Genomic DNA, 25,177 nt, shown 5'->3' on the forward strand with positions numbered 1-25,177 from the left:
ACGTGTGTGTGGAAAGCAAGGTGCGGATGGTCAGTTGGTCGCGAGTGATCGGGCGATGACGAGACGCTGAATCTGGTTCGTGCCCTCGAAGATCTGCGTGATCTTGGCGTCGCGCATGTAGCGCTCGACGCGGAAGTCTCTGGTGTAGCCGTACCCGCCGAACACCTGCACGGCGTCGGTCGTCACCTTCATGGCCGCATCGGTAGCGATCAGCTTGGCCACAGAAGCGTTGCGGGAGTACGGAAGTCCGGCGTCCCGACGGCGAGCCGCGTCGAGATAGGTCGCGCGTGCGGAGTCGACTGCGGCGGCCATGTCCGCCAGCACGAACCCAAGACCCTGATGGTCGATGATCTTCTTGCCGAACGCAGTGCGTTCCTGCGCGTACTTCACGGCGTCGTCGAGTGCAGCCTGGGCGATTCCTACTGCGACAGCGGCGATTCCGAGCCTTCCGGCATCCAACGCACTGAAGGCGATCTGCAGTCCTTGGCCTTCCGCTCCGATGCGCCATTCGGTGGGAACGTGCACGTTGTCGTAGTGCGCCGACGTGGTCGGGATCGCATGCAACCCCATCTTCTCCTCGGGCTTGCCGAAACTGAGGCCTTCGGTCCCGTCGGGAACGAGGAAACACGAGATACCTTTGGAGCCTTCGCCGGTGCGGGCGAACAGGTTGTAGAAATCAGCAACACCGCCGTGGGTGATCCATGCTTTGGACCCGTTGACCGTGTACCCACCGTCGGCCGCGCTCGCCTTGCAACTGAGGGCCGCTGCGTCGGAACCGGCCTGCGCCTCGGACAGCGAATAGGCACCGATCTGCGATCCGCCGAGCATGTCGGGAAGCTTGTCGGCCTTCTGCTGATCGGTACCGAACGCCATCACGGGATAGCAGGCCAAACCGTGCACGCTCACCGCGACTGCAACGGCCGCCCATCGTGATGCCAATTCCTCGAGTACTTGGAGGTACACCTCGTACGGTTGGCCTCCGCCGCCCCATTCCTCCGCGTACGGCAGGCTCAACAGTCCGGCTTCGCCGAGAGTGGCGAACACTCCCGTCGGATAGGTCTCGTTGCGCTCGTGTTCGTCGACGATCGGGTCGAGCACCTTGTCTGCCACATCGCGGGTCAGCGCGAGAAGGTCGCGCGCTTCGGCGGTGGGCAACAGACGAGCGACGGGCACTAGAACCTCCGGGATGTTCGGCATCAGTACTGAAGAATGATCCGCAGTACTGATGCACAGTACTGCACAAGACGATGCAGTACCATCCTGGATGTGAACGCACCCGTGACCTCGCATGCCACGGCTCGCCGTTCGGAATTGTTCGACCAACTCGTCAGCCTGTTCCTGGCCGAGGGGTTCGCTCACCTGACGCTCGACACCATCGCGGCTCGCCTCCGCTGCTCCAAATCCACCTTGTACACGTTGGCGTCGAGCAAGGATCAGCTGGTGGGCGGCGCAACCGTGCACTACTTCAAGTCCATGACCACCCAGGTCGAGAATGCGGTCGCCGAGGTCGACGGAACCCGCAACCGCATCACCACGTATCTCACCGCAGTCGGTGCCGCTCTGGAATCTGCGTCCGAGCAATTCATGACCGATCTCGCGTCGCTCGAATCGGCCCGTTCGGTGTACGAACGCAACACCGCAATCGCGGCACGACGGGTCCAGGAGCTGATCAGCGAGGGTGTGGCGAGTGGCGAGGTACGCGACGTCCATGCGGCCTTCGTCGGTGACGTCGCATCCTCGGTCATGGTGCGCATCCAGACGCGCGAGGTGTTCCGCCTGACCGGTCTGAGTGACGGCGATGCCTACCTCGAGCTGGCGAAGTTGTTGACGGCGGGTATCGGGGCGTAGTTCCGGCACCGGGAATGAATCGACCCGGCTGTGCGCTGAGTCGTACGAACATAGTTGATCCTTCAACGAAAGAGCACACGATGAAGAAGATCGGATTTCTGTCCTTCGGACACTGGTCACCGTCCCCGCAGTCGCAGACCCGATCGGCATCGGATGTGCTGTTGCAGTCGATCGACCTCGCGGTCGCGGCCGAGGAACTGGGAGCCGATGGTGCGTACTACCGCGTCCATCACTTCGCCAACCAGCTGTCGTCGCCGTTTCCGCTGCTCGCCGCCGTCGGAGCCAGGACGAGCACCATCGAAATCGGTACCGGCGTCATCGACATGCGGTACGAGAATCCCTTCTACATGGCCGAGGATTCCGGCTCTGCCGACCTCATCTCGGGCGGGCGGTTGCAACTCGGCGTGAGCCGGGGATCGCCCGAACAGGTCATCGAGGGGTACCGCCACTTCGGATACTCCCCCGCGGAGGGCTCCGACCACGCAGACATGGCTCGCGAACACACCCGCATCTACCTCGATCTGCTGGAAGGCACGGGCTTCGCTCAGCCGAACCCGCGGCCGATGTTCCCCAACCCGCCTGGCCTGCTGCGCCTCGAACCTCACGCACCGGGTCTGCGCCAACGCATCTGGTGGGGCGCAGGCACCCGCGAGACGGCCGAGTGGACGGCGCGCCAGGGTATGAATCTGATGAGCTCCACACTTCTCAGCGAAGACACCGGGGTGCCTTTCCATCAGTTGCAAGCCGAACAGATCGAACGCTTCCACAAGACGTGGAGCGACGCGGGCCACGACTTCGCTCCTCGAACATCCGTGAGCCGCAGCATCTTTCCGATCGTCAACGATCTCGACCGCGCCTACTTCGGCCGAGAGGGCAGCGGTGACGACCAAGTCGGCTACCTCGACGGCGGCAAGGCTCGTTTCGGCAAGACCTACGCGGGTGAGCCCGATCGGCTGATCGAAGAACTGGCAGCGGACGAGGCGATCGCCGCCGCGGATACTCTGCTGCTCACCGTCCCGAACCAGTTGGGTGTGGAGTACTGCGCACACGTTCTGGAGACGCTGCTGCGCGACGTGGCCCCAGCACTGGGGTGGCGTTGATCACTCGGTGACCAGGGGCGATTGGTTTCGGCGGATACGGGTACTGGCAGCAGGTTCACCCGCCCCCACCTGCCAGGAGTCCTCATGCTCAAACGCGACGTATCCGCGCGCCTCGATGTAGACATCACCGCCGCCACCACTCTCGAATTCCAGATCGCCATCGCACCGCACCCCGGTACGACGGTCACCGAATCGCTCTCCTTCGTTCTCGACGGTAATCCCGTCGAGGCGAAGGAGGTCAGCGGACCGCACGGCAACCGCATTCACGTCATGCCCGCCGACGTCGGCAACTTACAGGTCTCGTACGACGCCACCATCCTGGGCAACACCACCCCGGCCCCCGTCACCGACTACGACATGTCGCTCTACCTTCGGCCCAGCCGCTACGCCGAAGCAGACAAGTTCTACGGTTTCGCCGCAACAGAATTCGGCGACTACGCCGATTCCGAGGAACTGCTGGCCAAGATCTCCGCCTGGGTGGGCGCACGCCTGAATTACGTTCCAGGAAGCAGTGATCCGATCGACGGAGCCGTCGACACGCTGCTAGCAGGCCAGGGAGTGTGCCGCGACTACTCGCATCTGGTCGTCGCGATGCTCCGCGCTGTCAATGTTCCTGCCCGCCTCGTGGCCGTGTACGCGCCCGGATGCGATCCGATGGATTTCCATGCCGTCGCCGAGGCGTTCGTCGGCGGCCAGTGGCGTGTCGTCGACGCCACGTGTCTGGCACCGCGGTCCACTCTGGTTCGCATTTCGGTAGGCCGCGATGCCGCCGATACCGCATTCCTGGACAACCACAAGGGTGCCATCACGCTGAACAGCTCCGTCGTCACAGCCGTGGTCGACGGCGAACTCCCGCACGACGACATCACTGAGCTGGTCTCCCTCACCTGACCGCCGCGGTCGCTCGAGTGATGCAGATCACTTTCCTGCGACGTTTGCTTTCGGCCTCGAAAACCGACTATCTATCCGTTACCAACAATCACAGCCACCCGAAAGGTGCACACCATGAGCTTCATCGACAAGGCCAAGAACGCAGCAGAAGACGCCATCGGCAAGGCGAAGGAAGTTGTCGGCGACGCAACCGACAACAAGGACCTCGAAGCCGAGGGCAAGAAGGATCAGGGTTCGGCCGGCGTCAAGAAGGTCGGCGAGAACATCAAGGACACCTTCAAGTAACCAGCAGCCCCGCATCGAGTGCCGCCGGTCACCGCGATCGGCGGCACTCGGTTTCTGCTCACCTTCCACTTCACAGAACGGAACCCTCATGATTGCAACATCGGACACCACAACTACCAAGCGCCGCGGCGGATTCGCCTCGAAGTTGGCCCTCCTCGTCACGGTCGTGCTCGTTGCAGCACTGGTCATCTTCGTGCTGCAGAACACCGTTCACAGCACGATCAACTTCCTCGGCTGGAACTTCGATCTCGGGCAGGGCGTCGCAATGCTCGGTGCAGCCGTCGTCGGAGCGATCATCGCGCTGACGGCAACAGCAGCATTCAAGGTTCGACGGGCCGTCCGCTGACAACCTCCCCCACGACAGGACTTCCCGCATGATCCCGCTGCTGGCCCGCAAGTATCTCTACCGCTACCTTGTCGTCGCGATCGGCTTGCCCATTGCTGCCCGGCTCCTGGCATTTGCCGGCGTGAGCCTCGAAAAGCGAACGGGCAGAGCCAATGTCGTATCCAAGGCCCTGAAGTCCGCCGGCAGGTTCGCGCAGCGTCGAGCAGACAGATCCGCTCGGAAACGTACGTCCGCGGCGCAGTAGCGGTAGCGCGTTCAACTCCGCGCGACGTGGGCGGCGAGGACGTCGCGCAACACCTCACGGTCGTCGAATCGCAGGATGTGGTCGCCGTACACTTGTTCGGCATCGCAGCCCCGGCCCGCCACGACCACGGCATCCCCGGGCTGAGCAATGGCCACAGCATGCTCCACGGCACGCCGCCGGTCGGCTTCCACTACCACCACCGCCGAGCGTGCAGCCCGAGCGCCCTCTTCCACTGCGGCTCGGATGGTGCCCGGGTCCTCCGACAGCGGACTTTCATCGCTGACGATCACCACATCTGCCAACGTGGCTGCCGTTCGCCCGAGCGGGAAGCGCTTACCCGGGTCACGTTCGCCCGTCGCCCCGACGACGACGATCAGTCGACCCGAGACCACGCTGCGGACGAACGGCAGCAGCGCCCGCTGACCTGCAGTGTTGTGCATGTAGTCCACGACGGCCAGGAAAGGCTGACCGACGTCGACACGTTCGAGTCGGCCGGGAACGGCGTCGAGGCGTTCGAGTCCTGCCGCGACTGCTGCGATGTCGCGGCCGGCCGCCAACGCCATGGTCAGTGCGGCCAGAGCGTTCTCGGCCTGGTGCGGACCCAGCAGAGGTAGGCGGATTTCGACATCGCCCATCGGGGTTCGCGCTGTCAGGGACGTTCCGACGTCGGTGCACTCGACGTTCTCGCCGCGAACATCGGCATCGCGATCGGCCGTGGACCACGTCCAACAGGGAATATCGAGGCGTCCCGCCAGGATTTTGCCGTGCGGATCGCCGACGTTGACCACAGCGCGTGTCGATCGGTGCGCCGAGAACAGTTCGGCCTTCGCGGCGAAGTAACTGTCCATGTCTCCGTGGTAATCCAGGTGATCCGGCGTGAGATTGAGGAACCCCATCACCGCGAAACGGAGGCCGTCGACGCGGTGCTCGGTGACGGCGTGAGAGGACACCTCGAGGGCAACCGCTGTGGCACCCTCGTCCCGGAAACGGCGCAGAGTCCGATGCACGGTGGCGGCCTCGGGTGTGGTTCTGGCCGATTCTTCCGCGCCGCGCGGGCCCGCCAAACCGATTCCGGTCATGGTCGCCACGGAGTCGCCCGCCGCAGCGAGCCCGGCTCCGAGCAGCAGGGTGGTGCTCGTCTTGCCGTTGGTCCCGGTGACTCCGTACAGATCGAGGTCTCGGTGCGCGAACCGATGAATTCGAGCGCACACCTCCCCGACCCGGCGGCGCGGGTTCGGCACGACGAGTGTCGGCAGAACCGTCGAGGCCCGGTCCGACAACGCCGCCACTGCCCCTCGGGCCTCGGCCTCGAGCTCGAAGTCGAGGCCGTGAGCTCGGCGGCCGGGCAACGCCACGTACAGGTCACCGGGACGAACCGTTCGCGAGTCGTCGCTTGCCCCGGTCACTCGCACGGAACGCATCGACGGCGCAGCGCCGATCGAGAGTGCCAGCTCGTTCAGTTCCACGCCGACGCCGATCGACGACGTGCCACCCCTGCCGAGATCGGGCTCGATCAATGCCCCGCAGGGTCGGTGAGGCTCTTGCCTTCCTGTGCCTTGACCCGGCGACGCTCGAGCAACACCAGAACCGTGCCTGCGACGAGCAGAACGGGCGCGAGGACCGCGCCCGTCCACGCCCACCCCTCGAAACCGTAGCCGGCCGCAGTCAAGGTCAGTCCGAGGCTGACCAGCGCGAGACCGATACAGATGTAGCCGGGCCAGTTGCGCGCGTCGACGATCGCTTCCCCGGCGTGCCCGCGCATCGTGCGGTCGTCGTCGTTCGCTTCGGCACCGGAGGCGGGGTCATGTTGGGCCATGGTGTCTCCTCGACTGCTGTTCGCTTCACCGGCGACGCATTCCGGGCCTGCAGGAACACGTCGATTACGTCAGTGTCCCCGCGGCGAACCCGTCCAAACATGAAGCCTCGCAGCACTCGAGGCAGACCCGTGATCGATATCCGGGCCGGCGGGCTCAGTTCTGCCAGGCGACGGCAGCGAACGGAGCGTGACTCGACAACCGGCCGACGATGCCGGCATGCGCGAAGTCCTTTGCCGTGGCCACTGCGTCGAGCACGCCGGATCCCTTGGCCAGCTCGGCGGTGATGGCAGCTGCGAACACGCATCCTGCGCCGGACACCCTCTCGTCGCCGATCTTCGGGGCGCGCAGGACGGTGAGGTCCTGTCCGTCGAACACGACGTCGACGGCTTCGTCTCCGGGTAGGCCGGCACCACCCTTGACCACGACGTACTGCGGGCCGAGGTCGGCAATCCTCCTGGCTGCCTCACCGAGATCCTCGACGGTGTCGATGGAGTCCATTCCGGACAACGTCGTCGCCTCGAACAAGTTGGGTGTGATGACGGTGGCCAGCGGAAGAATGTCGCGACGGAGCGCATTGTCGGTGTCGAGAGCCGCACCGGGTTCCTGGCCCTTGCAGATCAGCACGGGATCGACCACCACATGACGCCACGGCTGCAGGCGCAGTGATTCCGCGACCGTGGCGACGGTGGCGGGGGTTCCTAGCATGCCGATCTTGACGACATCGAGATCGTGAGCGGCGGTGGCCACTTCGATTTGATCTGCGATCACCGAACTGTCGATCGGCACGAAGCGGTGGCCCCATTCGGCCTTCGGATCGAAGGACACGATGCACGTGATGGTGCCGACCCCGTAGACCCCCAACCGCTCGAACGTCTTGAGATCTGCTTGCAGACCGGCCCCGCCGGTGGCTTCCGAACCTGCGATCACGTAAGCGATTGTCGACATCGCCTCATTATGGCAACCGACGCCCCACACCGCGCCGGGTGGTCGAGAAGCCGCGTGCGCCGGGCCCGCTGCCGCGTTGTGCCCCGGCTCAGTGGCAGGTAGCGTCACCGATATCCGAGTCGAGTCCAGGCCGGTCCCCCACTGCGCAACCGCCGTACGTGTGCCCCGAGAACGGCGGCATACCAACGCTTTTCGTTCGGCGTAGCGGCGTACCGAGATGACGACGGAGGTCCGAGCGTGACGACGAAACGCGACACCACAGCTCGATGCGAGGACGTGTGGAACGTTCTTGCCGATGGCTGGTCCTACGCAATGTGGGTGGTCGGTGCATCCCGAATCAGAGCGGTCGACGCGGCGTGGCCTGCTCCCGGCAGTGTCATCCACCATTCGGTCGGAGCCTGGCCGATCGTGCTCAGCGACGTCACGCGCTCGGTCGCCGTCCACGAGAACCGCGAATTACAGCTGGAAGCCCGGGCCATGCCGTTCGGACGCGCCTCCATCACCGTCCGGCTGCACCCGACAGCAACCGGCTGCACGATCGAAATGATCGAGCACGCGAGCACACCGCCGTTCGAGCTCGTGCCCAACCGGGTTCAGCATGCGCTGTCTCACCCCCGAAATGCCGAGGCACTGAGGCGTCTCGCTCTGTTGGCGGAACGCGCATCGAACCCGTAGAACCTGCCGCGTCCGGCGCGGCCGGCTCGCCGAAACGTCTGTGCTGCAACCGATCGAGAGAACACGGTTGAAGACCGAACACACCGGGCATGCGATTGCCATGACATCCCCGCTGCGTCGTTTATCTGTCTCCAGCACCAGCTCCCGAAGCGGGAACCGGAACTGATGGCGTCCGACCACAGTCCGAGCGTCCACCCGAACGGCTCCGAGTCCGACGGGTCGTCGACGCCACTGCGCCGGGCGATCTCGGGCAAGTTGTTGTTCGTCTTCATTCTCGGTGACGTGCTGGGGGCCGGGATCTACGCTCTCGTCGGGGAAATCGCGGGTGAGGTCGGCGGAGCGATCTGGCTGCCGATGCTGCTCGCTCTCCTGATGGCCTTGCTCACTGCGGCGTCGTACGCCGAATTGGTGACCAAGTACCCGCGAGCAGGCGGGGCGGCGGTGTTCGCGCAGCGAGCCTTCGGGCGACCGATAGTGTCGTTCCTCGTCGGATTCTCGATGCTCGCGGCTGGCGTGACGAGCGCGGGAGGTCTGGCGCTGGCCTTCTCGGGCGACTATCTCGCAGTGTTCCTCGATGTGCCCGCCGTGCCTGCGGCGGTCGTCTTCCTACTTCTCGTCGGACTTCTCAATGCCCGCGGGATCACCGAATCTCTTCGGGCCAACCTCGGTATGACGGTGATCGAGGTGTCCGGTCTCGTCGTGATCATCGCCTTGGCCGGGCTCGTTCTGAGCCGCGGCGACGGCGCGCCGTCACGGGTGCTCGAATTCACCGACGACACCACGCCGACGCTGGCAGTGCTGGGGGCGGCTCTGCTCGCCTTCTACTCGTTCGTGGGGTTCGAGACTTCGGCCAACATCGCCGAGGAGGTCGAGGATGTGCGGCGGGTGTATCCCCGAGCTCTGCTCGGAGCCGTCACGACGGCCGGAGTGGTCTACGTGCTGGTCGGTCTCGCAGTCTCGACGGTCGTTCCGGCGGATACCCTGGCCCAGTCCACCGGTCCGCTGCTCGAGGTCGTCGACGCCGCCGACGCCGGAATCCCACCGTGGGTCTTCAGTCTGGTCGCCCTTGTGGCCGTCGCCAACGGCGCCTTGCTGACGATGATCATGGCGTCGAGATTGACCTTCGGCATGGCCCGCGACGGATTGCTTCCGGTAGCCCTGGCCAAGGTGCTGCCCGGCCGCAAGACTCCGTGGGCGGCCATTGTCGCGACAACTGTGGTCGCAATGGTGTTGTGCACCACCGGCTCCGTGGCCGCACTCGCCGAAACGGTGGTGCTGCTTCTGTTGTTCGTCTTCATCAGTACCAACATTGCCGTGCTCGTGCTGCGTCGAGACCGATCCGACACCGACCACTTCCGAACGCCGACGGCGCTTCCCGTCCTGGCGTTGATCACGTGCGCCGTGCTGCTCACTCAGCAGTCCGCGGCCACGTGGCTCCGCGCCGGGCTGCTGCTCGCAGTCGGAATCGCGCTGTACTACGTCGGTAGGGTTGTGAGCAACAAGACCGCGACCGAGCCCAGGAGCATCACCCGATGACCACCACAGAGGTCGACGCAGTCGTCATAGGTAGCGGTCACAACGGATTGGTCGCCGCCGCGGCGATGGCCGACGCGGGGTGGGACGTCGTGATTCTCGAGGCGGCCGAACTACCCGGCGGCGCCGTCCGCAGTGCCGAACTGGTTCCTGGATTCACCAGCGACCTGTTCAGCGCGTTCTATCCGCTGGCTGTGTCCTCGCCCGCCATGACAGCACTCGAGCTCGAGCGTCACGGACTGACGTGGTCTCACTCGCCGACGGTCTACGGCCACGCGCGATCCCCGGAGGACACCGACGCTCCGGTCGTCCATCACGACGTCGAGGCGACCGCTGCTCTGTTGCGTGAGCACGACGTACGCGACGGTGACACGTGGCTGCGCCTGTTCGAGCAGTGGGAACGTGTTCGCACTCCCCTGCTCGGTTCGCTCTTCGGGCCGTTTCCACCGGTACTGCCGGCAGCACGATTGGCGCGCGCTCTCGGCGTCTCCGAGACACTGCGCTTCGTCCGGTTCGCTGCGTTGCCTGCACGGGTGATGGCCCACGAGCTGTTCCACAGCGAGGCCGCGCGGTGCCTGCTCCTGGGCAATGCGATGCACGGCGACGTACCCACCGACGCGCCGGTGAGCGGAATGATGGGATATCTGCTGACGATGCTCGCGCAGGACGTCGGGTATCCGGCGCCCGTAGGTGGATCGTCGGCATTGACCGACGCGTTGATTCGCCGGGCCCAGGCCTCGGGTGCTGTGCTGACGTGCAGTCGACCCGTCGAGTCCATCGACGTGCGGGGCGGTCGTGCACGCGCCGTGCACACGACAGGTGGCGAGACGTTCCGCGCTCGTCGAGCGATCGTTGCCGACGTGTCGGCCCCCGCGCTGTACGGGTCGTTGCTGCCCTTCGATGCGGTCCCGCGTCGCGTGCACGACGACTTACGTACGTTCGAGTGGGACACCCCGGTGGTCAAGCTCAACTACGCTCTCGACCGTCGAATACCTTGGCGCTCAGCATCTTTGGCCGACGCAGGCACCGTCCACCTCGGTGCGGACGACAACGGCCTGGTCCATTGGGCGGCCGATCTCACGACCGGGGTTCTCCCGCAGAGCCCGTTCATGTTGTTCGGCCAGATGACCACAGCGGACCGGTCCAGATCGCCCGAGGGCACCGAAAGCGCTTGGGCCTACACACATCTGCCGCGCGGCGTCGTCGACGACTCGGCCGCCGAGACCGTCGCCGACCGCGTCGATCAGGTGTTGGAACAGCACGCCCCGGGATTCGCCGATTCGGTGGTGGGACGGGTGGTGCAGAGACCGAGTGATCTGCACGGCGCCGATGCCAACCTGCACGGCGGTGCGGTCAACGGTGGTACCGCACAACTGCAGCAGCAGTTGATCTTTCGTCCCACGCCAGGATTGGGGCGCGCGGAGACCCCGGTGGAAGGATTGTTCCTCGGGTCCGCGTCCGCCCACCCCGGGGGCGGAGTCCACGGTGCGGCCGGGGCCAACGCCGCTCGGGCCGCACTCGGCCAGCGAGGGGCGCGCGGATGGGCGCGAAAGAAAGTCACCAGTGCACTGATCGAATTCCTGACCCGATGACGGCGTTATCGAAACGAGATCTTTCGTTACCGACTCGAGATCGTCGACATCACCGTCCGACATCTCGCACTGGCATCGTTGACTACACAACAAACCAGCGAGCAGGCGGAGACACCAGCCGGCCGCGCACTTCTCCGGAAGAGGTCTCGACATGTCGATGAGCATTGCCACCATGGACAACGCCGTTCGCGACGACGAAGCCGAGTTCCGACTCGACACCATCGTCCGTTCCGACGGGAACAACATCCTGCGCGCCTTCGGTGAACTCGACATGTCGACCCGGGCCGAATTCGTACACGGCCTCGATCGCCTGGCCGCCGTTTCCTCCGTGGTCACGATCGACCTGTCCGAGGTGTCGTTCGTCTACTCGGGAGTCGCGAATGCCATCGTCGACGCGACATACACCCACCCGGGCAAGATCGTCATCCACGCACCGGCCCGTTCGGTGCGCATGGTCCTCGACGTACTGGGTGCAGGCGACCTGTTCGTCGACGCGCCTGGATCGTGAATCGGACACGATGACAGGTAACCTCGGCCGTATGTCTGACGACCCGACCGGAGGACAGTTCGAGATCGTTTCGGATGTGCACGACGCGACAACCGTCATCACAGTCAGAGGCGAACTCGACCTGGATACCATCCCCCACTTGTCCGCCGCTGCGTTCCCTGCGGCCGACGCCGCGGAACGCGGACTGGTGGTCGACATGACCGATGTCAGCTTTCTGTCGTCGAGCGCCATCACCGTGTTGGTCCGGGTGTCCGACCGGCTGCCCGAATCGTCACGGATGGCACTGGTCGCCGTCGACGGGGTGGTCGTTCGCCCGGTTCAACTCAGCGGAATCGACCGGGTGATGGCCACCTTCACCACCGTTCCCGAGGCTGTGGCGCACGTGCAGTCGAGCGCGGTCGACAGTGAGGGTGGCCGATGACGTCCCACTCACAGCCCGCCAGTCGGTGGAGTCACACTGCGACCGCTGAGGCTGCTGCTGCCAGCGCCGCACGGCGCCGGCTCCAGGGTTGGGCGCTCGACCTGGGAGTGCATCGGACTCTCGTGGACGACATCGCTCTCGGGGCCTACGAAGCCCTGGCCAACGTCGTCGAACACGCCTACAGCTCCGCGCCCGAACCGGGGACGATGACGATCACGGCAGCGTACGAACGCGAGACACTGACCGTCACCGTCTCGGACACCGGCACGTGGCGTCCGCCGGCACCGACGACCACACGAAGCCACGGGCTTCAGCTCGCCGAGGCAGTGTCCGACGACCTCACCGTCGACCACCGTCCAGGTCTGGGCACCGTGGTCACCGCAGTGTGGCGGAACCCAGTCACGGCCGAATCAACCGGCCGCCCCTCGTAATCTTGGTAGGAGAAGCCATGACCGCCTCGGCTGCCGAACTACTCGACTCCGCACCGTGCGGGGTTTTTTCGATCGACGTTGCGTCCGGCGACATCCTTTACGCCAACGCGGCGGCCGCTCGCATCACGGCACTGAGTCGGGACGATCTGGTCGGCACCGCAGTCACGGATCTTTTCAGCCCCGAGTTCGCACCGGTTTTGCGCGAACTGCTCGCGGCAGCCACGTCGTCCGACTCCGACTCGCCCATCGGAGTGACGGCGCAACTCACCGGCGCACCCGCATCGGGCTCGCAGACGGCGGTGTCGATGCTCGCCAACAGTTTGCGAGCGGTGTCCGGTGCGACGACGGTGACCATGACGCTGCACAACGAGACCGAGCGCCGAGTCCGCGAGCAGCACCTGATGGATGCGCGGATATATGCCGAGGCAGCTCAGGACGACGCCGAAGCAGCTCTCGACCGATCTCAGGATGCATTGGGCGCGTCGGAGGAAGCCCGCAAGTTGGCGGAAGCAGAGAAGACTCAGGTACAGATTCTGGCGTCGACTCTGCAACGCACACTGTTGCCGCCGATCCTGTCCGCGCCGACGGGCATGCAGGTGGCGGCCCATTACCACCCCGCGTCCATCGACGAAGTGGGCGGCGACTTCTACGACGTGTTTCCCCTCGACAACGCGACGTGGGGTTTCTTCCTCGGCGACGTGAGCGGAAAAGGAGCGGGCGCGGCTGCCGTCACGTCCCTGACTCGATACACGCTGCGGGCCGCAGCGGTCTTCGATCGGGATCCGATCGCCGTACTCGAGAACCTCAACACGGTGCTCCACCACGAGTTTCACGGCGACGATCCGCGTTTCTGCACCGTGGTCTTCGGTACCGTCGCGCCGGGACCCGACGGTGCCGTGGTGCACCTCGCCAGCGGAGGCCACCCGCCGGCTCTTCGTATCGCGCACGACGGCGTCGTCGAATTCGTGGACACCACCGGGGGGCAGTTGGTCGGAGCCCTCACCGAACCGCACTTCGCCTCGGCGACGGTGACGATGCAGCCCGGTGACGTGTTGGCGTTCTACACCGACGGGCTGACCGAGGCGATCGTCGGCCCGGGCCGAACTCGTTTCGACGACGACGGCAGTCTGCACGCATTCGCCGCCGAACGAGGCCGGACCTCCGCGGCAAAGATCGTCGACGATCTGACCGAATTGTTGGCCTCGTTCGGTGACGGACTTCAGGACGACGTGGCGTTGCTCGCCTTCGAGGTTCCCCCGATCGATACCGATTCCGGCTCCGATCCGACCGGTTCGTAGTCCTTCGACTCCTCGATCGCCTCCAACGGCGGTACCTCCTCACCGTCGAGCACTCTGCGCATTCGGTCTTTGTCGAGTTGGCCCTCCCAGTTCGCCACGACGAATGTCGCGACGCAGTTGCCGAGAAGGTTCACCGATACTCGCATGGAGTCCATGATCCGGTCGGCACCGAGCAGCAACGCCACGGCCGCAACCGGGATGGACCCGTGCCCGATGGCCGCAACGGTCGCCGACAATGCGAGGAACGACGAACCCGGTACTCCGGCCATGCCTTTGGAGGTCAGCATCAGGATCAACACCGCAGCGATCTGCTCTCCGAGTGTCAGGTCGACGCCGAGAGCCTGCGCGAGAAAGAGAATGCAGATCGACAGATAGAGGGTTGCTCCGTCGAGGTTGAACGAATATCCCGTCGGAACCACCAGACCGGTGGTCGTGCGGGAGCACCCTGCCTCGGTCAGCTTGACCATGATGCGCGGCAGTACCACCTCCGTCGACGCCGTTCCGAGGGCGAGGAACAACTCGTCCTTGATGTACCGCAAGAACTTCCAGAGGTTGACTCCGGCGAAGTACCGCGCGACGGCCGCGAGAACGAGAATGAACAACACGGCAGCCAGGTAGCAGCACGCGATCAGTTTCCCGTAGCTACCGAGCGACGAAATGCCGTACTGGCCGACGATGTATGCCATCGCCCCGAAGGCACCGATGGGTGCCAGGCGCATGATCCAACCGATGATCGTGAAGAAGATGTGGCTGATGTGATCGACGAGTTCGAGCAAGATCGGCGGGCCCTTCTCACCGAATTTCGCCAAGGCCAAGCCGAACAGCACGGCGAAGAACAGCACCTGCAGTAGCGCGTTCTCGGCGAATGCCGACACCACGGAGGTCGGAATGATGTTCAGCAAGAAGTCCACGGTGTGCGGCAACTCGCCGCTGCCGGTCTTCTGGTCGACGGCCTCGGCACCGGTGGCCAAGGTCTGCGGGTCGATGGAGAACCCGGAGCCCGGCTTGACGATGTTGCCGACCACCAGACCGAACACGAGCGCGAACGTCGTGATCAGCTCGAAGTAGACCAGGGCCTTGACGCCGATGCGGCCGACGGACTTGAGGTCGCCCACATGGGCGATGCCGATGACGACGGTGCAGAAGATGATCGGGGCGATCAGCATCTTGATGAGCTTGATGAAGCCGTCGGCCAGTGGCTTGAGGTCTGCACCCAGGCCCGGCCAGAGCCACCCGATCGCAATGCCTCCGACTATGCCGATCAGTAACTGCACGAAAAGCGATGCATACCAAGGCTTTCGGCGTACACCGGGTTCGGCTTCCCGGTCCGTTGCGGTCGGTCGTTCTGTCATGCGCTCACCGTTCGATCGAGTTTCCGTCGTGCTCGGCGACATCTCCGTCGCATCGCACCATGTTTCGGCGCGACCATCGTGCGCGAGAAATGTTTCGGCGATGTTGACGGTGATGGTCGATGGTGAAACCAGTCGACTCGATCGGCAGGTCGAGTTACACGTGCGCCCCGAGGCCGGGCTCGAATCGGATCGACGGACTGTTGTTCGGTCCATCGAGGGTCACATGGGCACGCACGCGGTACACCCGCGCGATCAACTCCTCGGTGAGTACGTCGGCGGGTGCGCCTGCTGCCACCACCCGGCCCTCGGACAACACCACGAGTTGCGTGCAGAACATCGCCGCCAGGTTCAGATCGTGCAGTGCGATGACGCTCGTGATGGGTAACCGTGCGACCAGCGCCAGCAATTCGAGCTGATGATGGATGTCGAGATGGTTGGTCGGTTCGTCGAGCAGCAGTTCCCGCGGCTCCTGAGCCAGGGCGCGCGCGATCTGCGCGCGCTGCCGTTCTCCGCCGGACAGCTGATGCCACAGACAATGAGCCTTTCCTGCCAGACCCGTATGCCGCAGTGCAGAATCCACGGCCGCCGCATCTGCAGCTGCGTCTCCGCCGAACGCTCCTCGATGGGGAATGCGGCCGAGCCGTACGACGTCGGCGACGGTGATGTCGAAGTCGGTGTCGGCGTGCTGACTCACCACTGCCACGATCTTCGCGACGTCCTTGCGCCGCATCGCGGACAGCTCGGTTCCGTCGAGGGTCACCACGCCCGACGTCGGCCTGACGGCACCGTTCATCAGATGCAGCAGCGAGGACTTGCCGGATCCGTTGGGCCCGAGCAGCCCGACGGTATCGCCCGGGCCGGGCTCGAGGGACACGCCGTCGACGACCAGCGCACCGCCGCGACGCCACGTGACATCGGTTGCCGAGAGTGTCATGACGCCTTCTTCCGTCTGGACAGGATGGCGATGAATGCCGGGACGCCCACCAGTGCGGTACCCACGCCGACCGGCAGCGGCGTCGGCGCGAACGCGACGCGCGACACCGCGTCCACCCAGACCATGAAGACCGCCCCGATCAATGCCGTGACCGGAACGAGCCGACCGTGCCTCGAGCCGACGAGGAACCGCGCTGCATGCGGCAACACGAGCCCGAGGAATCCGATCGCCCCTGCCACACTCACCAAGGTGGCCGTGATGAGGGCGGTCACGACCAGAAGTGCGATGCGAGCCTTGCGTACCGGGATGCCCAGTGAGGACGCCACCTCGTTGCCGAACGAGAACGCGTCGAGCACGAATGCGTAGTAGAAGCAGACGGCTGTCCCGACCGCGACGACTGCCGCGCACAGAATCACGTCGTCCCAGCGAACACCCTCGAGCGAGCCCAGCAGCCAGAACATGACGCCGCGGGTCTCGTCGGAATCGGCGAACGCGAAGATCACCAACGACGTCAATGCCGAGAACAACTGGGTCGACGCCACTCCGGCCAGAATCACGCGGTCGTTGTTGCCGCCGGAGAGTTGAGCGAGCAGCAGCACCAGTCCGAATGCCACCAGTGCCCCGATGAACGCGCCACCGGACAGTCCGAGCGCGGCCCCACCGACTCCGAGGATCCCGACCAGCACCGCTCCCGTCGACGCGCCGGAACTGATGCCGAGCACGAACGGGTCGGCGAGCGGATTGCGGAGTAGCGACTGCATGATGACCCCGCAGATCCCGAGGCCGCTGCCGCATGCAGCTGCCACGAGGCTGCGTGGGAGCCGTTCTTCCCACACGATCGCGTTCTTGGACACCCGGACGGGGATGTCCGCCAGTCCCAGGTGGTTGAGCACGACGTCACGAACGTTGACCAGCGAGATCTGCGCCGGCCCGAGCGTCATCGCGATCGCCACGGAGACGACCAGAAGGAGAAATCCGCCGATCATGACGGCGGGCAGGCCGATCTGTCGTTTCGCCGAGACGCTCGGCTCGGCCTTGGTGGTGCTCAGGACCGAGGCCCGATCTGGTTCAGGCCTGCGGTCAGCTTCTCGACGGCGTCGACCAGCCGAATCGAGGGGTTCATCTCGGCGCCGTGCAGCGAGATGTACCGCTTGTTCTTCACCGCGTCCATGGTGCTGGTGACCGGGTCCGATTCGAGGAACGCAATCTTGTCCTCCAGCTTGTCCCCGGGGAAGCGATTGCGGAGTAGGTCTCCGAGCACCAGCACGGACGGATCGCGGTCCACCACTGTTTCCCACCCGACCGCTTCCCAGTCGTCCTGTAGATCGGAGTAGACGTTGGTGGCACCGACCTGATCGGCGAGGAGGGCAGGCGCTCCGGAGCGGCCGGCGAAGTACGGGCTCTTGGTGTCTGCGAACCAGAACGCAATGCTCTCACCGGTCTTGTCGTTGCCCGATGTGGCCGCGTCCAGACGGCCTTGTAGTTCGCTGATCAAGCTCTCACCGCGTTCCTGGACGTCGAACACCTCGGCCGTTTCGCGAATGGTCTGATATAGCGCGTCCATGGTCAACGGGGTCGTCCGGGGATTGCCACCGTTGACGCTCAGGCCGTTGTCACAGTCGGTGGGTGCGAGATACGTCTCGATGTTCGATTCGGCGAAGCGGCTACGGTCTGCGACACCGCCCTGCTTGTAATGGCGGCCGAACGACGCGGTCACGAAATCCGGGTCGGTGTCGAGCACCACCTCGTAGGTCGGCGCGTTGTCTGCCAACCGCGGTACGGATGCGTTCGCCTCGGCGAGATTCTCGCGGATCGGATCCGTCCACGACGCTGTCCCGACCATGCGATCCTGCAGACCGAGCGACAGCAGGATCTCGGTGGAATCCTGATCGAGAGACACCACTCGCTGCGGCGGAGCGTCGACGGTCACCGACTGGCCACAGTTGTCGAGTACGAGCGGGTAGACGGTCTTGCCGTCGCCGCCCGTGGCCGCGGTCTGCGACACCTCCTCGGACTCACCACATGCGGTGATCAGACCTGCAGCAAGAACCAGCGACGAGAGGGCAGCGACGCGCCTCGTACCTTTTTTCACGGGGTGACCGAACTTTCTCGACGTACTGAGCGGGAGGACGAACAAGAGGAGAGGATACCCTGCCCTATCTTGCTCGACGACCGCCGCGCATTTCGGTCGCTCCCGTTCGGTGCCTCAGACCATGTCTGCCCAGGGGTCCGCACGCCGCCACAGCGTCGGCAACTGCAGGTCGACCCCATCCCTGCGTGCACAGGCGGTCAATACGTCGAGCGAGGTGCACATGTCGTCGAAGGCGTAGGGCAGCGGCCGCAACGGCCTGTCGAGGGGCCCGAAGAAGTCGTCCCAATGCGTCAGCACGACGCGCCGAGCCCCCACCGACAACACCGTCTCCCGCCAATACTCGTCGATGTACTCGCGTGTTCGGCGCCCCAGCTGACCGATGGACAGGTACACCACCTCGGCGGAAAGGCCGTCGAGCATGCCCGCTCGGAACCCGGCGCTGCTGTGGACGAGAGCCCGCCTGCCGCTCGGACGGTGCTCGACTGCCATCGACCACGCCTCACCGCACCGGAACGCTCGCACCCGAGCAGGCTGCCGCAGTGGCCGGTCGATCGTCCCGTGAGCTCGGTCCGGATACGAGTGAACCGACTCGACGAACGTGACAGTGAAATGACCCAGTTCGACCGCGGAACCGTCGGCGACGACGGTGATGCGACCCTCGGGCATCCGCGCGCCCCGCCCGATCTGTGCCGTCGAAGCACCACCGACCAGGGCAGCGCCGGTGCGCAGTGCCACCGCTGCGGAGTCGAGGGCATGATCGAAATGAGAATGCGCGCACACCACCGCGTCGAGCGTCCCGATGCCCGCCCTACGCAACGCACTGTCGATTCTCGGGCCGTCCGAACGTAGCGGCAGCAGAAGGGTTTTCGGCAGGGACGGACGCGAGAAGAAACCGTCGGTCAGGATCGCCGACTCGCCGTCGTCGAACAGCACTGTGCTCACCCCGAGAAACGAGACCGACACCGGGGATCGGGGATTCGCCGATGCTGTGGTGGCGATCTCGGCCGCATCGGGCAGTGGGGGTCTACCGAGCGAACGCGGCACTCTCACGCCTGCGCCGCCAGGGCTCGCCCTGCCTGCCGTCCGCCGAAGATGCATCCACCGAGGAAGGTTCCTTCCAAGGACCGGTAGCCGTGCACACCGCCGCCGCCGAATCCGGCGATCTCACCGGCAGCCCACAGCCCCTCGACGGCAGTGCCCATCGAGTCGAGAACGCGACCGTCGAGATCGGTTTGAATGCCGCCCAACGTCTTTCGAGTGATGATGTTCAACCGCACCGCGATCAGCGGACCCGACTTGGGATCGAGAATCTTGTGAGGTGCAGCGGTCCGCGCGATGCGTTCACCGCGCGAGCGCCGGGAATTGTGGATGGCAGAGATCTGCAGGTCCTTGGTGAAAGGATTGTCCACCTCACGGTCTCGCGACTCGATCTGACGCCTGAGGTCGACACCGTCGATCAAGTCCTCGCCGGTGATTCGGTTCATGCCCTGGACCAATTCTTCGAGAGAATCTGCGACGACGAAGTCCTCGCCGTTCTTCTTGAATGCCTCCACCGGTTCGCTGGCACCGGGCAATACCCGCCCGAGAACGAGCTTGAGGTTCTTGCCGGTGATGTCCGGGTTCTGTTCCGACCCGGACAACGCGAATTCCTTCTCGATGATCTTCTGGGTCAATACGAACCACGAGTACTCGAAACCGCTGTCCTGGATCGCTTTCAGCGTTCCCAGCGTATCGAATCCGGGGAAGTTCGGAACCGGAAACCGTTGCCCGCGGGCATCGAACCACATCGACGACGGGCCCGGAATGATTCTGATGCCGTGGTTCTTCCAGATCGGATTCCAGTTTTTGATGCCTTCGGTGTAGTGCCACATGCGGTCCTTGTTGACCAGGCGGCCGCCGGCCTTTTCGGTGATGCCGAGCATTCGGCCGTCGACGTGTTCCGGCACTCCGGAGATCAACGACTTCGGCGGCGTCCCGAGCCGCGCCGGCCAATTCTCGCGCACCAGATCGTGATTGGCCCCGATTCCTCCTGCCGTCACCAGCACGGCTCCGGCGCGGAGCTCGAACTCACCCACTTCGACGCGGGTACTTCCTGCCCCTCGCTCCGCGGCACTGGCTTCGAGCATCGCACCGCGAACTCCGACCACCGCTCCCCCGTCGACGACGAATCCGTCGACCCGATGCCGAAAACCGAAGCGCACCAACCCTTTGTCGGCAGCCTCACGTACGCGACGCTCGAACGGCGCGACGACACCCGGCCCGGTGCCCCACGTCAGGTGGAATCGCGGAACCGAATTTCCGTGCCCCTCGGCCAGGTAACCGCCGCGCTCGGCCCATCCGACGATGGGGACCCATCGCATTCCCTGAGCGTGGAGCCACGACCGCTTCTCACCTGCCGCGAAATCGAGGTATGCCCTGGCCCACCGATGACCCCAGTAGTCTTCCCCTGCAGGGTCGTCGATGCCGCGATCGAACGTCGCTGTGCCGAGCCAGTCCTGCCACGCCAGATCCGCCGAATCCTTGATGCCCATTCGACGCTGTTCGGGCGTGTCGACCATGAACAGTCCTCCGAGGGACCAGAAGGCCTGACCACCCAGGTTCTGCTCGGGTTCCTGGTCGAGGAGCAGCACGCGCTTTCCCGCGTCGGCCAGTTCGGCGGTTGCCACCAGTCCGGCCAAGCCGGCCCCCACCACGATCACGTCTGCGTCCATTGCCCCACTCTTCTGCTCGACCCGGGTGTCTCCCTCGACTGTGCTGTCGTCGGCGTCGGAACTCAAGGAAATCGAGTCGAATGAGTATAGGATTTATCAGGTGCTGATAAAGAGTGCGAGGTAGATCGATGTACCCGGCGCGGGTCGCCGTGGTCGCGAAGATCGAATCGGATCTGGGCCCCGTCGTCGCATCCGCAGTACACGCGATTCGCGACGCGATCCCGGTCTACCGATCACTGCAGGGTGCACAATTGGCCGATGTCGAGGCCATCGCGTATTGGTCACTGAGGCGGCTGATGGCCCTGTGGGCGCACGGCGATCGAACGATCGACGACCGCGACCACAAGAGATTCCGAGCCATAGGTTCCGCACGCGCGGCAGACGGGCGGCCGCTGGCCGATGTGCTGCGCGCGTATCGAGTCGCGTCGAGCGTGTTCGTTCGGCACGTGACAACGGAGTATCTGGAAGTACTCGACCCGCCGGACATCGCCGAACTCGGCCTGGGCGTGCTCGACGCGATCGACGCCATATCCGAGGAGATCATCGGTGCGTATGTCATTGCGCGCGAACAGCTCACATCCAACCGTGCGCAGGCGCACGCCGCGTTGCTCGACGACTTGCTGGCTGCCAGACACAACTCACCCGGGGCGGTGTCGGACCGTACTCGCGAACTCGACCTGAAGCTGCCGACGCACCCGAACCTGCTCGTGGTGCAGTCCACCGATCCGGGCCGACCCATGTCCGACGACACCGTCGAGTCTCTGGTGCTTGCGATGGGCCTCGCCCCTCCGGACCGCACCACAACGGCGGATCAACGGACACACTTGTGCACTCGGCGCGAACAACGCGCGATCGCGCTGCTGCCGCCGTCGATCCATCGCGCCGAGGTCGACCTCGCGTGTCGGGATCTGCGGCTGCGCGGATGCCTCGTGGAGAGATCGACCGTTACCGATATCAGCAGTTCGTGGCGACTCGCCTCGGAAGCGCTCGAGACCGCACCGGATCACGCGTTCGACGGCCGGGCACTGCTCGATCAGGGCGACGGTCAGCTGTTGGCACTGTTGACAGCGCGCCCGACCGCCGACACGAGCGAGGTGGTGCGTAGCGTGCTCGGCTCGCTGACCGAGGCAGCGAACGAGCATATCCTGCTGGGTCTTTCGGCCTTCATCTCCACCGGCACAGCAACGGCTGCAGCCGCCCGACTGCAGGTGCACCCGCAGACTTTGCGCTATCGACTGCGCCGGGCTCAGGAACTGACCGGACGGGATCCGCGTTCGGCGTGGCATCGGTTGGCGCTGGACACCGCGATACAACTACGCCAACTCGGTTGACCCGGCTCGGCTGAATTCGGCGTCGCCGGTGGTCGTGCGCACATGCGCCCATGACCGATTACTCGAGCCCGGGTCGTCGATCCCAGGATCACCGACAGGCGGGATCGAGTGATTCAGTTGATGTTCCACGACTCGACAGCATCGAGTCGCTTGCCGTCGGAGTCGTACGTGTAAAAGCCTTCACCGTCCCCGAGACCGGTCTTTCCCGCGTCGATACCCTTTTGCAGTATGTCGGCAAATTTGACCTGATCCTCGCCACCGTGTGCGCGCGCGATATGTGCTGCGACGTTGAAGCCGACAGTGTCGTATATCTGGAACGGACCGGCGGGTGCCCCGGTGGCTATGCGCCACACGTTGTCGATGTCCGCCGGATTGGCAACCCCGCCGACGTAGAGGTTGGCTCCCGCCTGCAGCAGCGGGATCAGAAGACTGTTCAGCACGTATCCAGGAATTTCCTTTCGGACCGGAACGGGAACGAGACCGATCTCCGAAGCAAAGCTCAAGACGACATCGAAGTAGACAGGATCTGTTGCAGCAGTTGCCATTACTTCACCGGTGTTGTATCGCCACACGAGGTTGGCGAAGTGCAATGCGAGAAACTTTTCCGGCCGCCCGGTGGCCTCGGCGAAACTGCTGGGCAGTAGCGACGACGAGTTGGTCACGAAGATAGTTTTCGGCGGGGCGGAAGCGCCGATATCCGACCAGACCTTCTTCTTCAGGTCGAGATCCTCCGGAACTGCTTCGATCACCAGGTCGGCGTCCGAAACAGCCTCCGCGACGCTGGTGGTGGTCGTGATGGATTCGATGGCCTTGTCGAAGCGCGCCTCGTCGAAAGTCTTCAGGTCACGCTTGTAGTATCCGCGCATCCATTCCCAGCGGTCCGGCAGCTTGGCCAGAAGTTCGTCGGAAATGTCGTATCCCACAACGGTTTTTCCGTGGTAGGCAGCCTGCATCATGATCTGTGAACCGAGCACTCCGGTTCCGAATACGGTCACGTTCTCAACATCGGACATTGACGACACACTTCCCTTTATCGAGTTACTGGTTTCCCGCTCCCCCAGTTCTACCGCTGAGCGCGGAGCCACCGTCTCGTGGGGGCCGACAGCGGATCGACTCGACCGACAACGGCGCTGTGCACTCCACAGGATCGACGGCTCACGCATACTCGAACTATGGCTGTCGATCCCCGCGGAAGAGACCTGAAGCGCTACCTCGAAGAAGATCCCGGCGGTCCGGTGGTGATGCTCAACCTGCTTCGGTTCGCCGAGGGTGGTCGCGACTCCTACGCAGAATATGCGAAAGCACTGGACGAGACTTTCCTCCCGCGCTACGGCGCGACGGTGCTGTACGCGGGCGACGGTTCGACCGCACTTGCCGCGGAGGACGGGCAGGCCTGGGATGCAGTACTCCTGGTCCAGTACCCGTCACGTAAGGCGTTCAGCGAGATGGTGGCCGATCCCGAATATCAGACGGTGACGGCGTTACGGACCGCCGCGCTGAAGGAGGCGGTTCTGCAGGCCACGATTCCGTGGTCGTGAATTCGACCTTCGGCTTCGCATCGTGTTCGCGCCGCGGGGCTTCACGGCGTTGCGAGCAACTTACTGCGGAACAGATCGAGTACCTGGTCCAGTGCCTGCCGCGTCGGCTGACCCGGCTCGTCGATGAGTCCTTCCGTCACGACGGAGTGCGGCGGTCCGAAGGCTTCCGGATTGAACGAGGAGTCGGGCAATTCCACGGAGACGAATGCGTCGCCGAGTTGTTCCCTCAGAAACTCGAACCGTGCAGGGGGACACATCGTGTCGCCCTGGAACCGCATACCGAGAACAGTGAGATCTCCCGCAGCACAACGGCTTTTCACCTTCGAAAGGTCGCCGGCACTGATGTCGATGGAACGACTGCGTGACTTCGATGCCGCGAACGGAAGTGACGGTTGCGACAGCACCGGTGCGATCAATCGATCGTCGGCGGCCATGGCCAGGGCGAACCCGCCCGTGAAGCACATTCCGATGGCACCGACGCCCGGTCCGCCGCACCGCTCGTGTTCCTCGGCCGCCAGAGCACGCAGCCACACCACGACTCGCGACGACTTGCCGGTGGCCAGGATGGTGAATTCTCGACTGATACACGCCGGCACGATGGCGCGAGAGATCGTTGCCACCGTCCCGAGCACGCCCAGGGGCGCGGTCGAAGGATCTTTACCGTCGACGCCGAACAGGTGCGGCACGATCGCGGTGCATCCGATCCCGGCGACGGTGCGCGCGAAATCCGCCACTCTCGGCGTGATGCCCGGCATTTCGGACATCACGATGACCGCCGGCCCGGTGCCGATTCGATAGACAGGCGCCGTGCGCCCGTCTGCGGTGAACTCGGTTCGCTCGAAGTCGGCAAGGGCGTCATCTGTCATCGAAGCGGTCCTCTTTCTCGATCGGCGACATCACTGCGAATACTCACGCAGCAACAGGTACAGCGGAAGCGCGAAGCAAATTCCCACCGAGCCGGTACCGACGGGAACCAGCCACCAATGTTTGACGCCGTGATCTTTCGCATCCCCTCTGGACCAGATCCCGAAAGCGATACTGGTGATACCGAGATCGGCGGTCAAGGCTCGCGTCGGCGTGGACGCCACCCATTCGGAGAAGAACTTCGCTGCGCTGCCCGCGCTCACCCCGTGCTCGCGAAAGTAGCCGACGACGTAGGCATTGGGGACGACGAAGCCGATGACGGTCAGCAGCAGCAGCAGGAGGCGTCGACGAGTGGCGTCTGCGGTTCTCATGACCTCAACGTAGAGCACCGCGCAACACTACCGGCGTGTCGTTCGATTCG

General features: G+C 64.6%; 28 protein-coding genes. 15 read left to right on the forward strand and 13 right to left on the reverse strand.

The window, feature by feature from the left end; all coding sequences use genetic code 11:
• Window positions 1–30: 30 nt before the first annotated feature.
• Window positions 31–1,173 (reverse strand): acyl-CoA dehydrogenase family protein, encoded by a 1,143-nt coding sequence (locus tag J2X62_RS01335; protein WP_032383940.1) that lies wholly within the window; start codon window positions 1,171–1,173, stop codon window positions 31–33.
• Window positions 1,174–1,266: 93 nt separating this feature from the next.
• On the opposite strand from J2X62_RS01335, the gene J2X62_RS01340 reads away from it, so the two are divergent.
• From J2X62_RS01340 to J2X62_RS01365, 6 genes are all read left to right on the forward strand, one after another.
• Window positions 1,267–1,848 (forward strand): TetR/AcrR family transcriptional regulator, encoded by a 582-nt coding sequence (locus J2X62_RS01340; protein WP_230074079.1) that lies wholly within the window; start codon window positions 1,267–1,269, stop codon window positions 1,846–1,848.
• Window positions 1,849–1,928: 80 nt separating this feature from the next.
• Window positions 1,929–2,948, forward strand: a complete 1,020-nt coding sequence (locus tag J2X62_RS01345; protein ID WP_310176489.1) for an LLM class flavin-dependent oxidoreductase — start codon at window positions 1,929–1,931, stop codon at window positions 2,946–2,948.
• An 84-nt stretch (window positions 2,949–3,032) separates the two neighbouring features.
• Window positions 3,033–3,839 (forward strand): transglutaminase family protein, encoded by an 807-nt coding sequence (locus J2X62_RS01350; protein ID WP_027496193.1) that lies wholly within the window; start codon window positions 3,033–3,035, stop codon window positions 3,837–3,839.
• A 114-nt stretch (window positions 3,840–3,953) separates the two neighbouring features.
• Window positions 3,954–4,124 (forward strand): CsbD family protein, encoded by a 171-nt coding sequence (locus J2X62_RS01355; protein WP_008718579.1) that lies wholly within the window; start codon window positions 3,954–3,956, stop codon window positions 4,122–4,124.
• An 88-nt stretch (window positions 4,125–4,212) separates the two neighbouring features.
• Window positions 4,213–4,470, forward strand: a complete 258-nt coding sequence (locus tag J2X62_RS01360; RefSeq protein ID WP_176456997.1) for a lipopolysaccharide assembly protein LapA domain-containing protein — start codon at window positions 4,213–4,215, stop codon at window positions 4,468–4,470.
• 28 nt (window positions 4,471–4,498) lie between these two features.
• On the forward strand, window positions 4,499–4,714 hold the full coding sequence (locus tag J2X62_RS01365) for a hypothetical protein (protein WP_094650323.1): 216 nt from the start codon (window positions 4,499–4,501) through the stop codon (window positions 4,712–4,714).
• A gap of 11 nt (window positions 4,715–4,725) precedes the next feature.
• Here the strand turns inward: J2X62_RS01365 and J2X62_RS01370 are convergent, their stop codons facing one another.
• The 3 genes from J2X62_RS01370 to thiD all read right to left on the reverse strand — a co-directional run bounded on the left by J2X62_RS01370 (window position 4,726) and on the right by thiD (window position 7,476).
• Entirely contained in the window at window positions 4,726–6,231 is a 1,506-nt protein-coding gene (locus J2X62_RS01370) for a UDP-N-acetylmuramoyl-L-alanyl-D-glutamate--2,6-diaminopimelate ligase (protein ID WP_310176574.1), read from the reverse strand.
• The gene (locus J2X62_RS01375; RefSeq protein ID WP_310176576.1) at window positions 6,228–6,530 is read right to left on the reverse strand and encodes a hypothetical protein; all 303 of its coding nucleotides are present in this window, start codon (window positions 6,528–6,530) and stop codon (window positions 6,228–6,230) included. The genes J2X62_RS01370 and J2X62_RS01375 overlap by 4 nt, the downstream gene beginning before the upstream one ends.
• A 154-nt stretch (window positions 6,531–6,684) precedes the next feature.
• Window positions 6,685–7,476, reverse strand: coding sequence for a bifunctional hydroxymethylpyrimidine kinase/phosphomethylpyrimidine kinase (gene thiD / locus J2X62_RS01380; protein ID WP_094650327.1), 792 nt, complete (start codon window positions 7,474–7,476; stop codon window positions 6,685–6,687).
• 237 nt (window positions 7,477–7,713) lie between these two features.
• Between thiD and J2X62_RS01385 the strand changes: the two genes are divergently transcribed.
• The 7 genes from J2X62_RS01385 to J2X62_RS01415 all read left to right on the forward strand — a co-directional run bounded on the left by J2X62_RS01385 (window position 7,714) and on the right by J2X62_RS01415 (window position 13,934).
• On the forward strand, window positions 7,714–8,151 hold the full coding sequence (locus J2X62_RS01385) for an SRPBCC family protein (protein ID WP_310176580.1): 438 nt from the start codon (window positions 7,714–7,716) through the stop codon (window positions 8,149–8,151).
• 165 nt (window positions 8,152–8,316) lie between these two features.
• Window positions 8,317–9,687 carry an APC family permease gene (locus J2X62_RS01390; protein WP_222062893.1) on the forward strand — a complete coding sequence of 457 codons (1,371 nt, stop codon included), beginning with the start codon at window positions 8,317–8,319 and terminating at the stop codon, window positions 9,685–9,687.
• The gene (locus J2X62_RS01395; protein ID WP_310176589.1) at window positions 9,684–11,276 is read left to right on the forward strand and encodes an NAD(P)/FAD-dependent oxidoreductase; all 1,593 of its coding nucleotides are present in this window, start codon (window positions 9,684–9,686) and stop codon (window positions 11,274–11,276) included. Before J2X62_RS01390 ends, J2X62_RS01395 begins: the two co-directional genes overlap by 4 nt.
• Before the next feature lie 157 nt (window positions 11,277–11,433).
• Window positions 11,434–11,784, forward strand: a complete 351-nt coding sequence (locus tag J2X62_RS01400) for an STAS domain-containing protein (RefSeq protein ID WP_141214482.1) — start codon at window positions 11,434–11,436, stop codon at window positions 11,782–11,784.
• A gap of 31 nt (window positions 11,785–11,815) precedes the next feature.
• Entirely contained in the window at window positions 11,816–12,205 is a 390-nt protein-coding gene (locus tag J2X62_RS01405; RefSeq protein WP_027496186.1) for an STAS domain-containing protein, read from the forward strand.
• Window positions 12,202–12,636 (forward strand): ATP-binding protein, encoded by a 435-nt coding sequence (locus tag J2X62_RS01410; RefSeq protein ID WP_032368860.1) that lies wholly within the window; start codon window positions 12,202–12,204, stop codon window positions 12,634–12,636. Before J2X62_RS01405 ends, J2X62_RS01410 begins: the two co-directional genes overlap by 4 nt.
• Window positions 12,637–12,653: 17 nt before the next feature.
• Window positions 12,654–13,934: a PP2C family protein-serine/threonine phosphatase gene (locus tag J2X62_RS01415; protein ID WP_072692246.1), complete on the forward strand. Its 1,281-nt coding sequence runs from the start codon at window positions 12,654–12,656 to the stop codon at window positions 13,932–13,934.
• Here J2X62_RS01415 and dctA read toward each other — a convergent pair.
• The 6 genes from dctA to J2X62_RS01445 form a co-directional block, all read right to left on the reverse strand.
• On the reverse strand, window positions 13,856–15,286 hold the full coding sequence (gene dctA, locus J2X62_RS01420) for a C4-dicarboxylate transporter DctA (RefSeq protein WP_310176606.1): 1,431 nt from the start codon (window positions 15,284–15,286) through the stop codon (window positions 13,856–13,858). The genes J2X62_RS01415 and dctA overlap by 79 nt on opposite strands.
• A gap of 154 nt (window positions 15,287–15,440) precedes the next feature.
• Window positions 15,441–16,220 carry an ABC transporter ATP-binding protein gene (locus J2X62_RS01425; RefSeq protein ID WP_027496184.1) on the reverse strand — a complete coding sequence of 260 codons (780 nt, stop codon included), beginning with the start codon at window positions 16,218–16,220 and terminating at the stop codon, window positions 15,441–15,443.
• Window positions 16,217–17,206 carry an iron ABC transporter permease gene (locus J2X62_RS01430; RefSeq protein ID WP_027496183.1) on the reverse strand — a complete coding sequence of 330 codons (990 nt, stop codon included), beginning with the start codon at window positions 17,204–17,206 and terminating at the stop codon, window positions 16,217–16,219. The genes J2X62_RS01425 and J2X62_RS01430 overlap by 4 nt, the downstream gene beginning before the upstream one ends.
• A 59-nt stretch (window positions 17,207–17,265) precedes the next feature.
• The gene (locus J2X62_RS01435; protein WP_027496182.1) at window positions 17,266–18,312 is read right to left on the reverse strand and encodes an ABC transporter substrate-binding protein; all 1,047 of its coding nucleotides are present in this window, start codon (window positions 18,310–18,312) and stop codon (window positions 17,266–17,268) included.
• Between the two features lie 114 nt (window positions 18,313–18,426).
• Window positions 18,427–19,356, reverse strand: coding sequence for an MBL fold metallo-hydrolase (locus tag J2X62_RS01440; RefSeq protein ID WP_371832704.1), 930 nt, complete (start codon window positions 19,354–19,356; stop codon window positions 18,427–18,429).
• 2 nt (window positions 19,357–19,358) lie between these two features.
• Window positions 19,359–21,023 carry an FAD-binding dehydrogenase gene (locus tag J2X62_RS01445; protein ID WP_032393403.1) on the reverse strand — a complete coding sequence of 555 codons (1,665 nt, stop codon included), beginning with the start codon at window positions 21,021–21,023 and terminating at the stop codon, window positions 19,359–19,361.
• A 128-nt stretch (window positions 21,024–21,151) separates the two neighbouring features.
• On the opposite strand from J2X62_RS01445, the gene J2X62_RS01450 reads away from it, so the two are divergent.
• Entirely contained in the window at window positions 21,152–22,354 is a 1,203-nt protein-coding gene (locus J2X62_RS01450) for a helix-turn-helix domain-containing protein (RefSeq protein ID WP_143536321.1), read from the forward strand.
• A 113-nt stretch (window positions 22,355–22,467) separates the two neighbouring features.
• Here J2X62_RS01450 and J2X62_RS01455 read toward each other — a convergent pair whose 3' ends face one another.
• A complete protein-coding gene (locus tag J2X62_RS01455; protein ID WP_080966328.1) occupies window positions 22,468–23,367 on the reverse strand; it encodes a 3-hydroxyacyl-CoA dehydrogenase in 900 nt (299 codons plus the stop codon).
• Between the two features lie 159 nt (window positions 23,368–23,526).
• On the opposite strand from J2X62_RS01455, the gene J2X62_RS01460 reads away from it, so the two are divergent.
• Window positions 23,527–23,892 carry a DUF1330 domain-containing protein gene (locus J2X62_RS01460; protein ID WP_027496177.1) on the forward strand — a complete coding sequence of 122 codons (366 nt, stop codon included), beginning with the start codon at window positions 23,527–23,529 and terminating at the stop codon, window positions 23,890–23,892.
• Window positions 23,893–23,933: 41 nt separating this feature from the next.
• Here J2X62_RS01460 and J2X62_RS01465 read toward each other — a convergent pair whose 3' ends face one another.
• A complete protein-coding gene (locus J2X62_RS01465; RefSeq protein ID WP_032364700.1) occupies window positions 23,934–24,758 on the reverse strand; it encodes a dienelactone hydrolase family protein in 825 nt (274 codons plus the stop codon).
• A gap of 30 nt (window positions 24,759–24,788) precedes the next feature.
• Window positions 24,789–25,127, reverse strand: coding sequence for a DUF2834 domain-containing protein (locus tag J2X62_RS01470; protein WP_155293698.1), 339 nt, complete (start codon window positions 25,125–25,127; stop codon window positions 24,789–24,791).
• Window positions 25,128–25,177 lie beyond the last annotated feature (50 nt).

Source organism: Rhodococcus sp. 3258 (genome assembly GCF_031456475.1).
Classification (GTDB): Bacteria; Actinomycetota; Actinomycetes; order Mycobacteriales; family Mycobacteriaceae; genus Rhodococcoides; species Rhodococcoides fascians.

Bases quoted from the DNA above. Each gene is read 5' to 3' on its own strand.
- J2X62_RS01345 (WP_310176489.1), top strand. From the start codon at position 1,929: ATGAAGAAGATCGGATTTCTGTCCTTCGGACACTGGTCACCGTCCCCG.
- J2X62_RS01350 (WP_027496193.1), top strand. From the start codon at position 3,033: ATGCTCAAACGCGACGTATCCGCGCGCCTCGATGTAGACATCACCGCC.
- J2X62_RS01355 (WP_008718579.1), top strand. From the start codon at position 3,954: ATGAGCTTCATCGACAAGGCCAAGAACGCAGCAGAAGACGCCATCGGC.
- J2X62_RS01360 (WP_176456997.1), top strand. From the start codon at position 4,213: ATGATTGCAACATCGGACACCACAACTACCAAGCGCCGCGGCGGATTC.
- J2X62_RS01365 (WP_094650323.1), top strand. From the start codon at position 4,499: ATGATCCCGCTGCTGGCCCGCAAGTATCTCTACCGCTACCTTGTCGTC.
- J2X62_RS01375 (WP_310176576.1), bottom strand. From the start codon at position 6,530: ATGGCCCAACATGACCCCGCCTCCGGTGCCGAAGCGAACGACGACGAC.
- thiD (WP_094650327.1), bottom strand. From the start codon at position 7,476: ATGTCGACAATCGCTTACGTGATCGCAGGTTCGGAAGCCACCGGCGGG.
- J2X62_RS01390 (WP_222062893.1), top strand. From the start codon at position 8,317: ATGGCGTCCGACCACAGTCCGAGCGTCCACCCGAACGGCTCCGAGTCC.
- J2X62_RS01395 (WP_310176589.1), top strand. From the start codon at position 9,684: ATGACCACCACAGAGGTCGACGCAGTCGTCATAGGTAGCGGTCACAAC.
- J2X62_RS01400 (WP_141214482.1), top strand. From the start codon at position 11,434: ATGAGCATTGCCACCATGGACAACGCCGTTCGCGACGACGAAGCCGAG.
- J2X62_RS01405 (WP_027496186.1), top strand. From the start codon at position 11,816: ATGTCTGACGACCCGACCGGAGGACAGTTCGAGATCGTTTCGGATGTG.
- J2X62_RS01410 (WP_032368860.1), top strand. From the start codon at position 12,202: ATGACGTCCCACTCACAGCCCGCCAGTCGGTGGAGTCACACTGCGACC.
- J2X62_RS01415 (WP_072692246.1), top strand. From the start codon at position 12,654: ATGACCGCCTCGGCTGCCGAACTACTCGACTCCGCACCGTGCGGGGTT.
- dctA (WP_310176606.1), bottom strand. From the start codon at position 15,286: ATGACAGAACGACCGACCGCAACGGACCGGGAAGCCGAACCCGGTGTA.
- J2X62_RS01425 (WP_027496184.1), bottom strand. From the start codon at position 16,220: ATGACACTCTCGGCAACCGATGTCACGTGGCGTCGCGGCGGTGCGCTG.
- J2X62_RS01430 (WP_027496183.1), bottom strand. From the start codon at position 17,206: ATGATCGGCGGATTTCTCCTTCTGGTCGTCTCCGTGGCGATCGCGATG.
- J2X62_RS01445 (WP_032393403.1), bottom strand. From the start codon at position 21,023: ATGGACGCAGACGTGATCGTGGTGGGGGCCGGCTTGGCCGGACTGGTG.
- J2X62_RS01450 (WP_143536321.1), top strand. From the start codon at position 21,152: ATGTACCCGGCGCGGGTCGCCGTGGTCGCGAAGATCGAATCGGATCTG.
- J2X62_RS01455 (WP_080966328.1), bottom strand. From the start codon at position 23,367: ATGTCCGATGTTGAGAACGTGACCGTATTCGGAACCGGAGTGCTCGGT.
- J2X62_RS01460 (WP_027496177.1), top strand. From the start codon at position 23,527: ATGGCTGTCGATCCCCGCGGAAGAGACCTGAAGCGCTACCTCGAAGAA.
- J2X62_RS01465 (WP_032364700.1), bottom strand. From the start codon at position 24,758: ATGACAGATGACGCCCTTGCCGACTTCGAGCGAACCGAGTTCACCGCA.
- J2X62_RS01470 (WP_155293698.1), bottom strand. From the start codon at position 25,127: ATGAGAACCGCAGACGCCACTCGTCGACGCCTCCTGCTGCTGCTGCTG.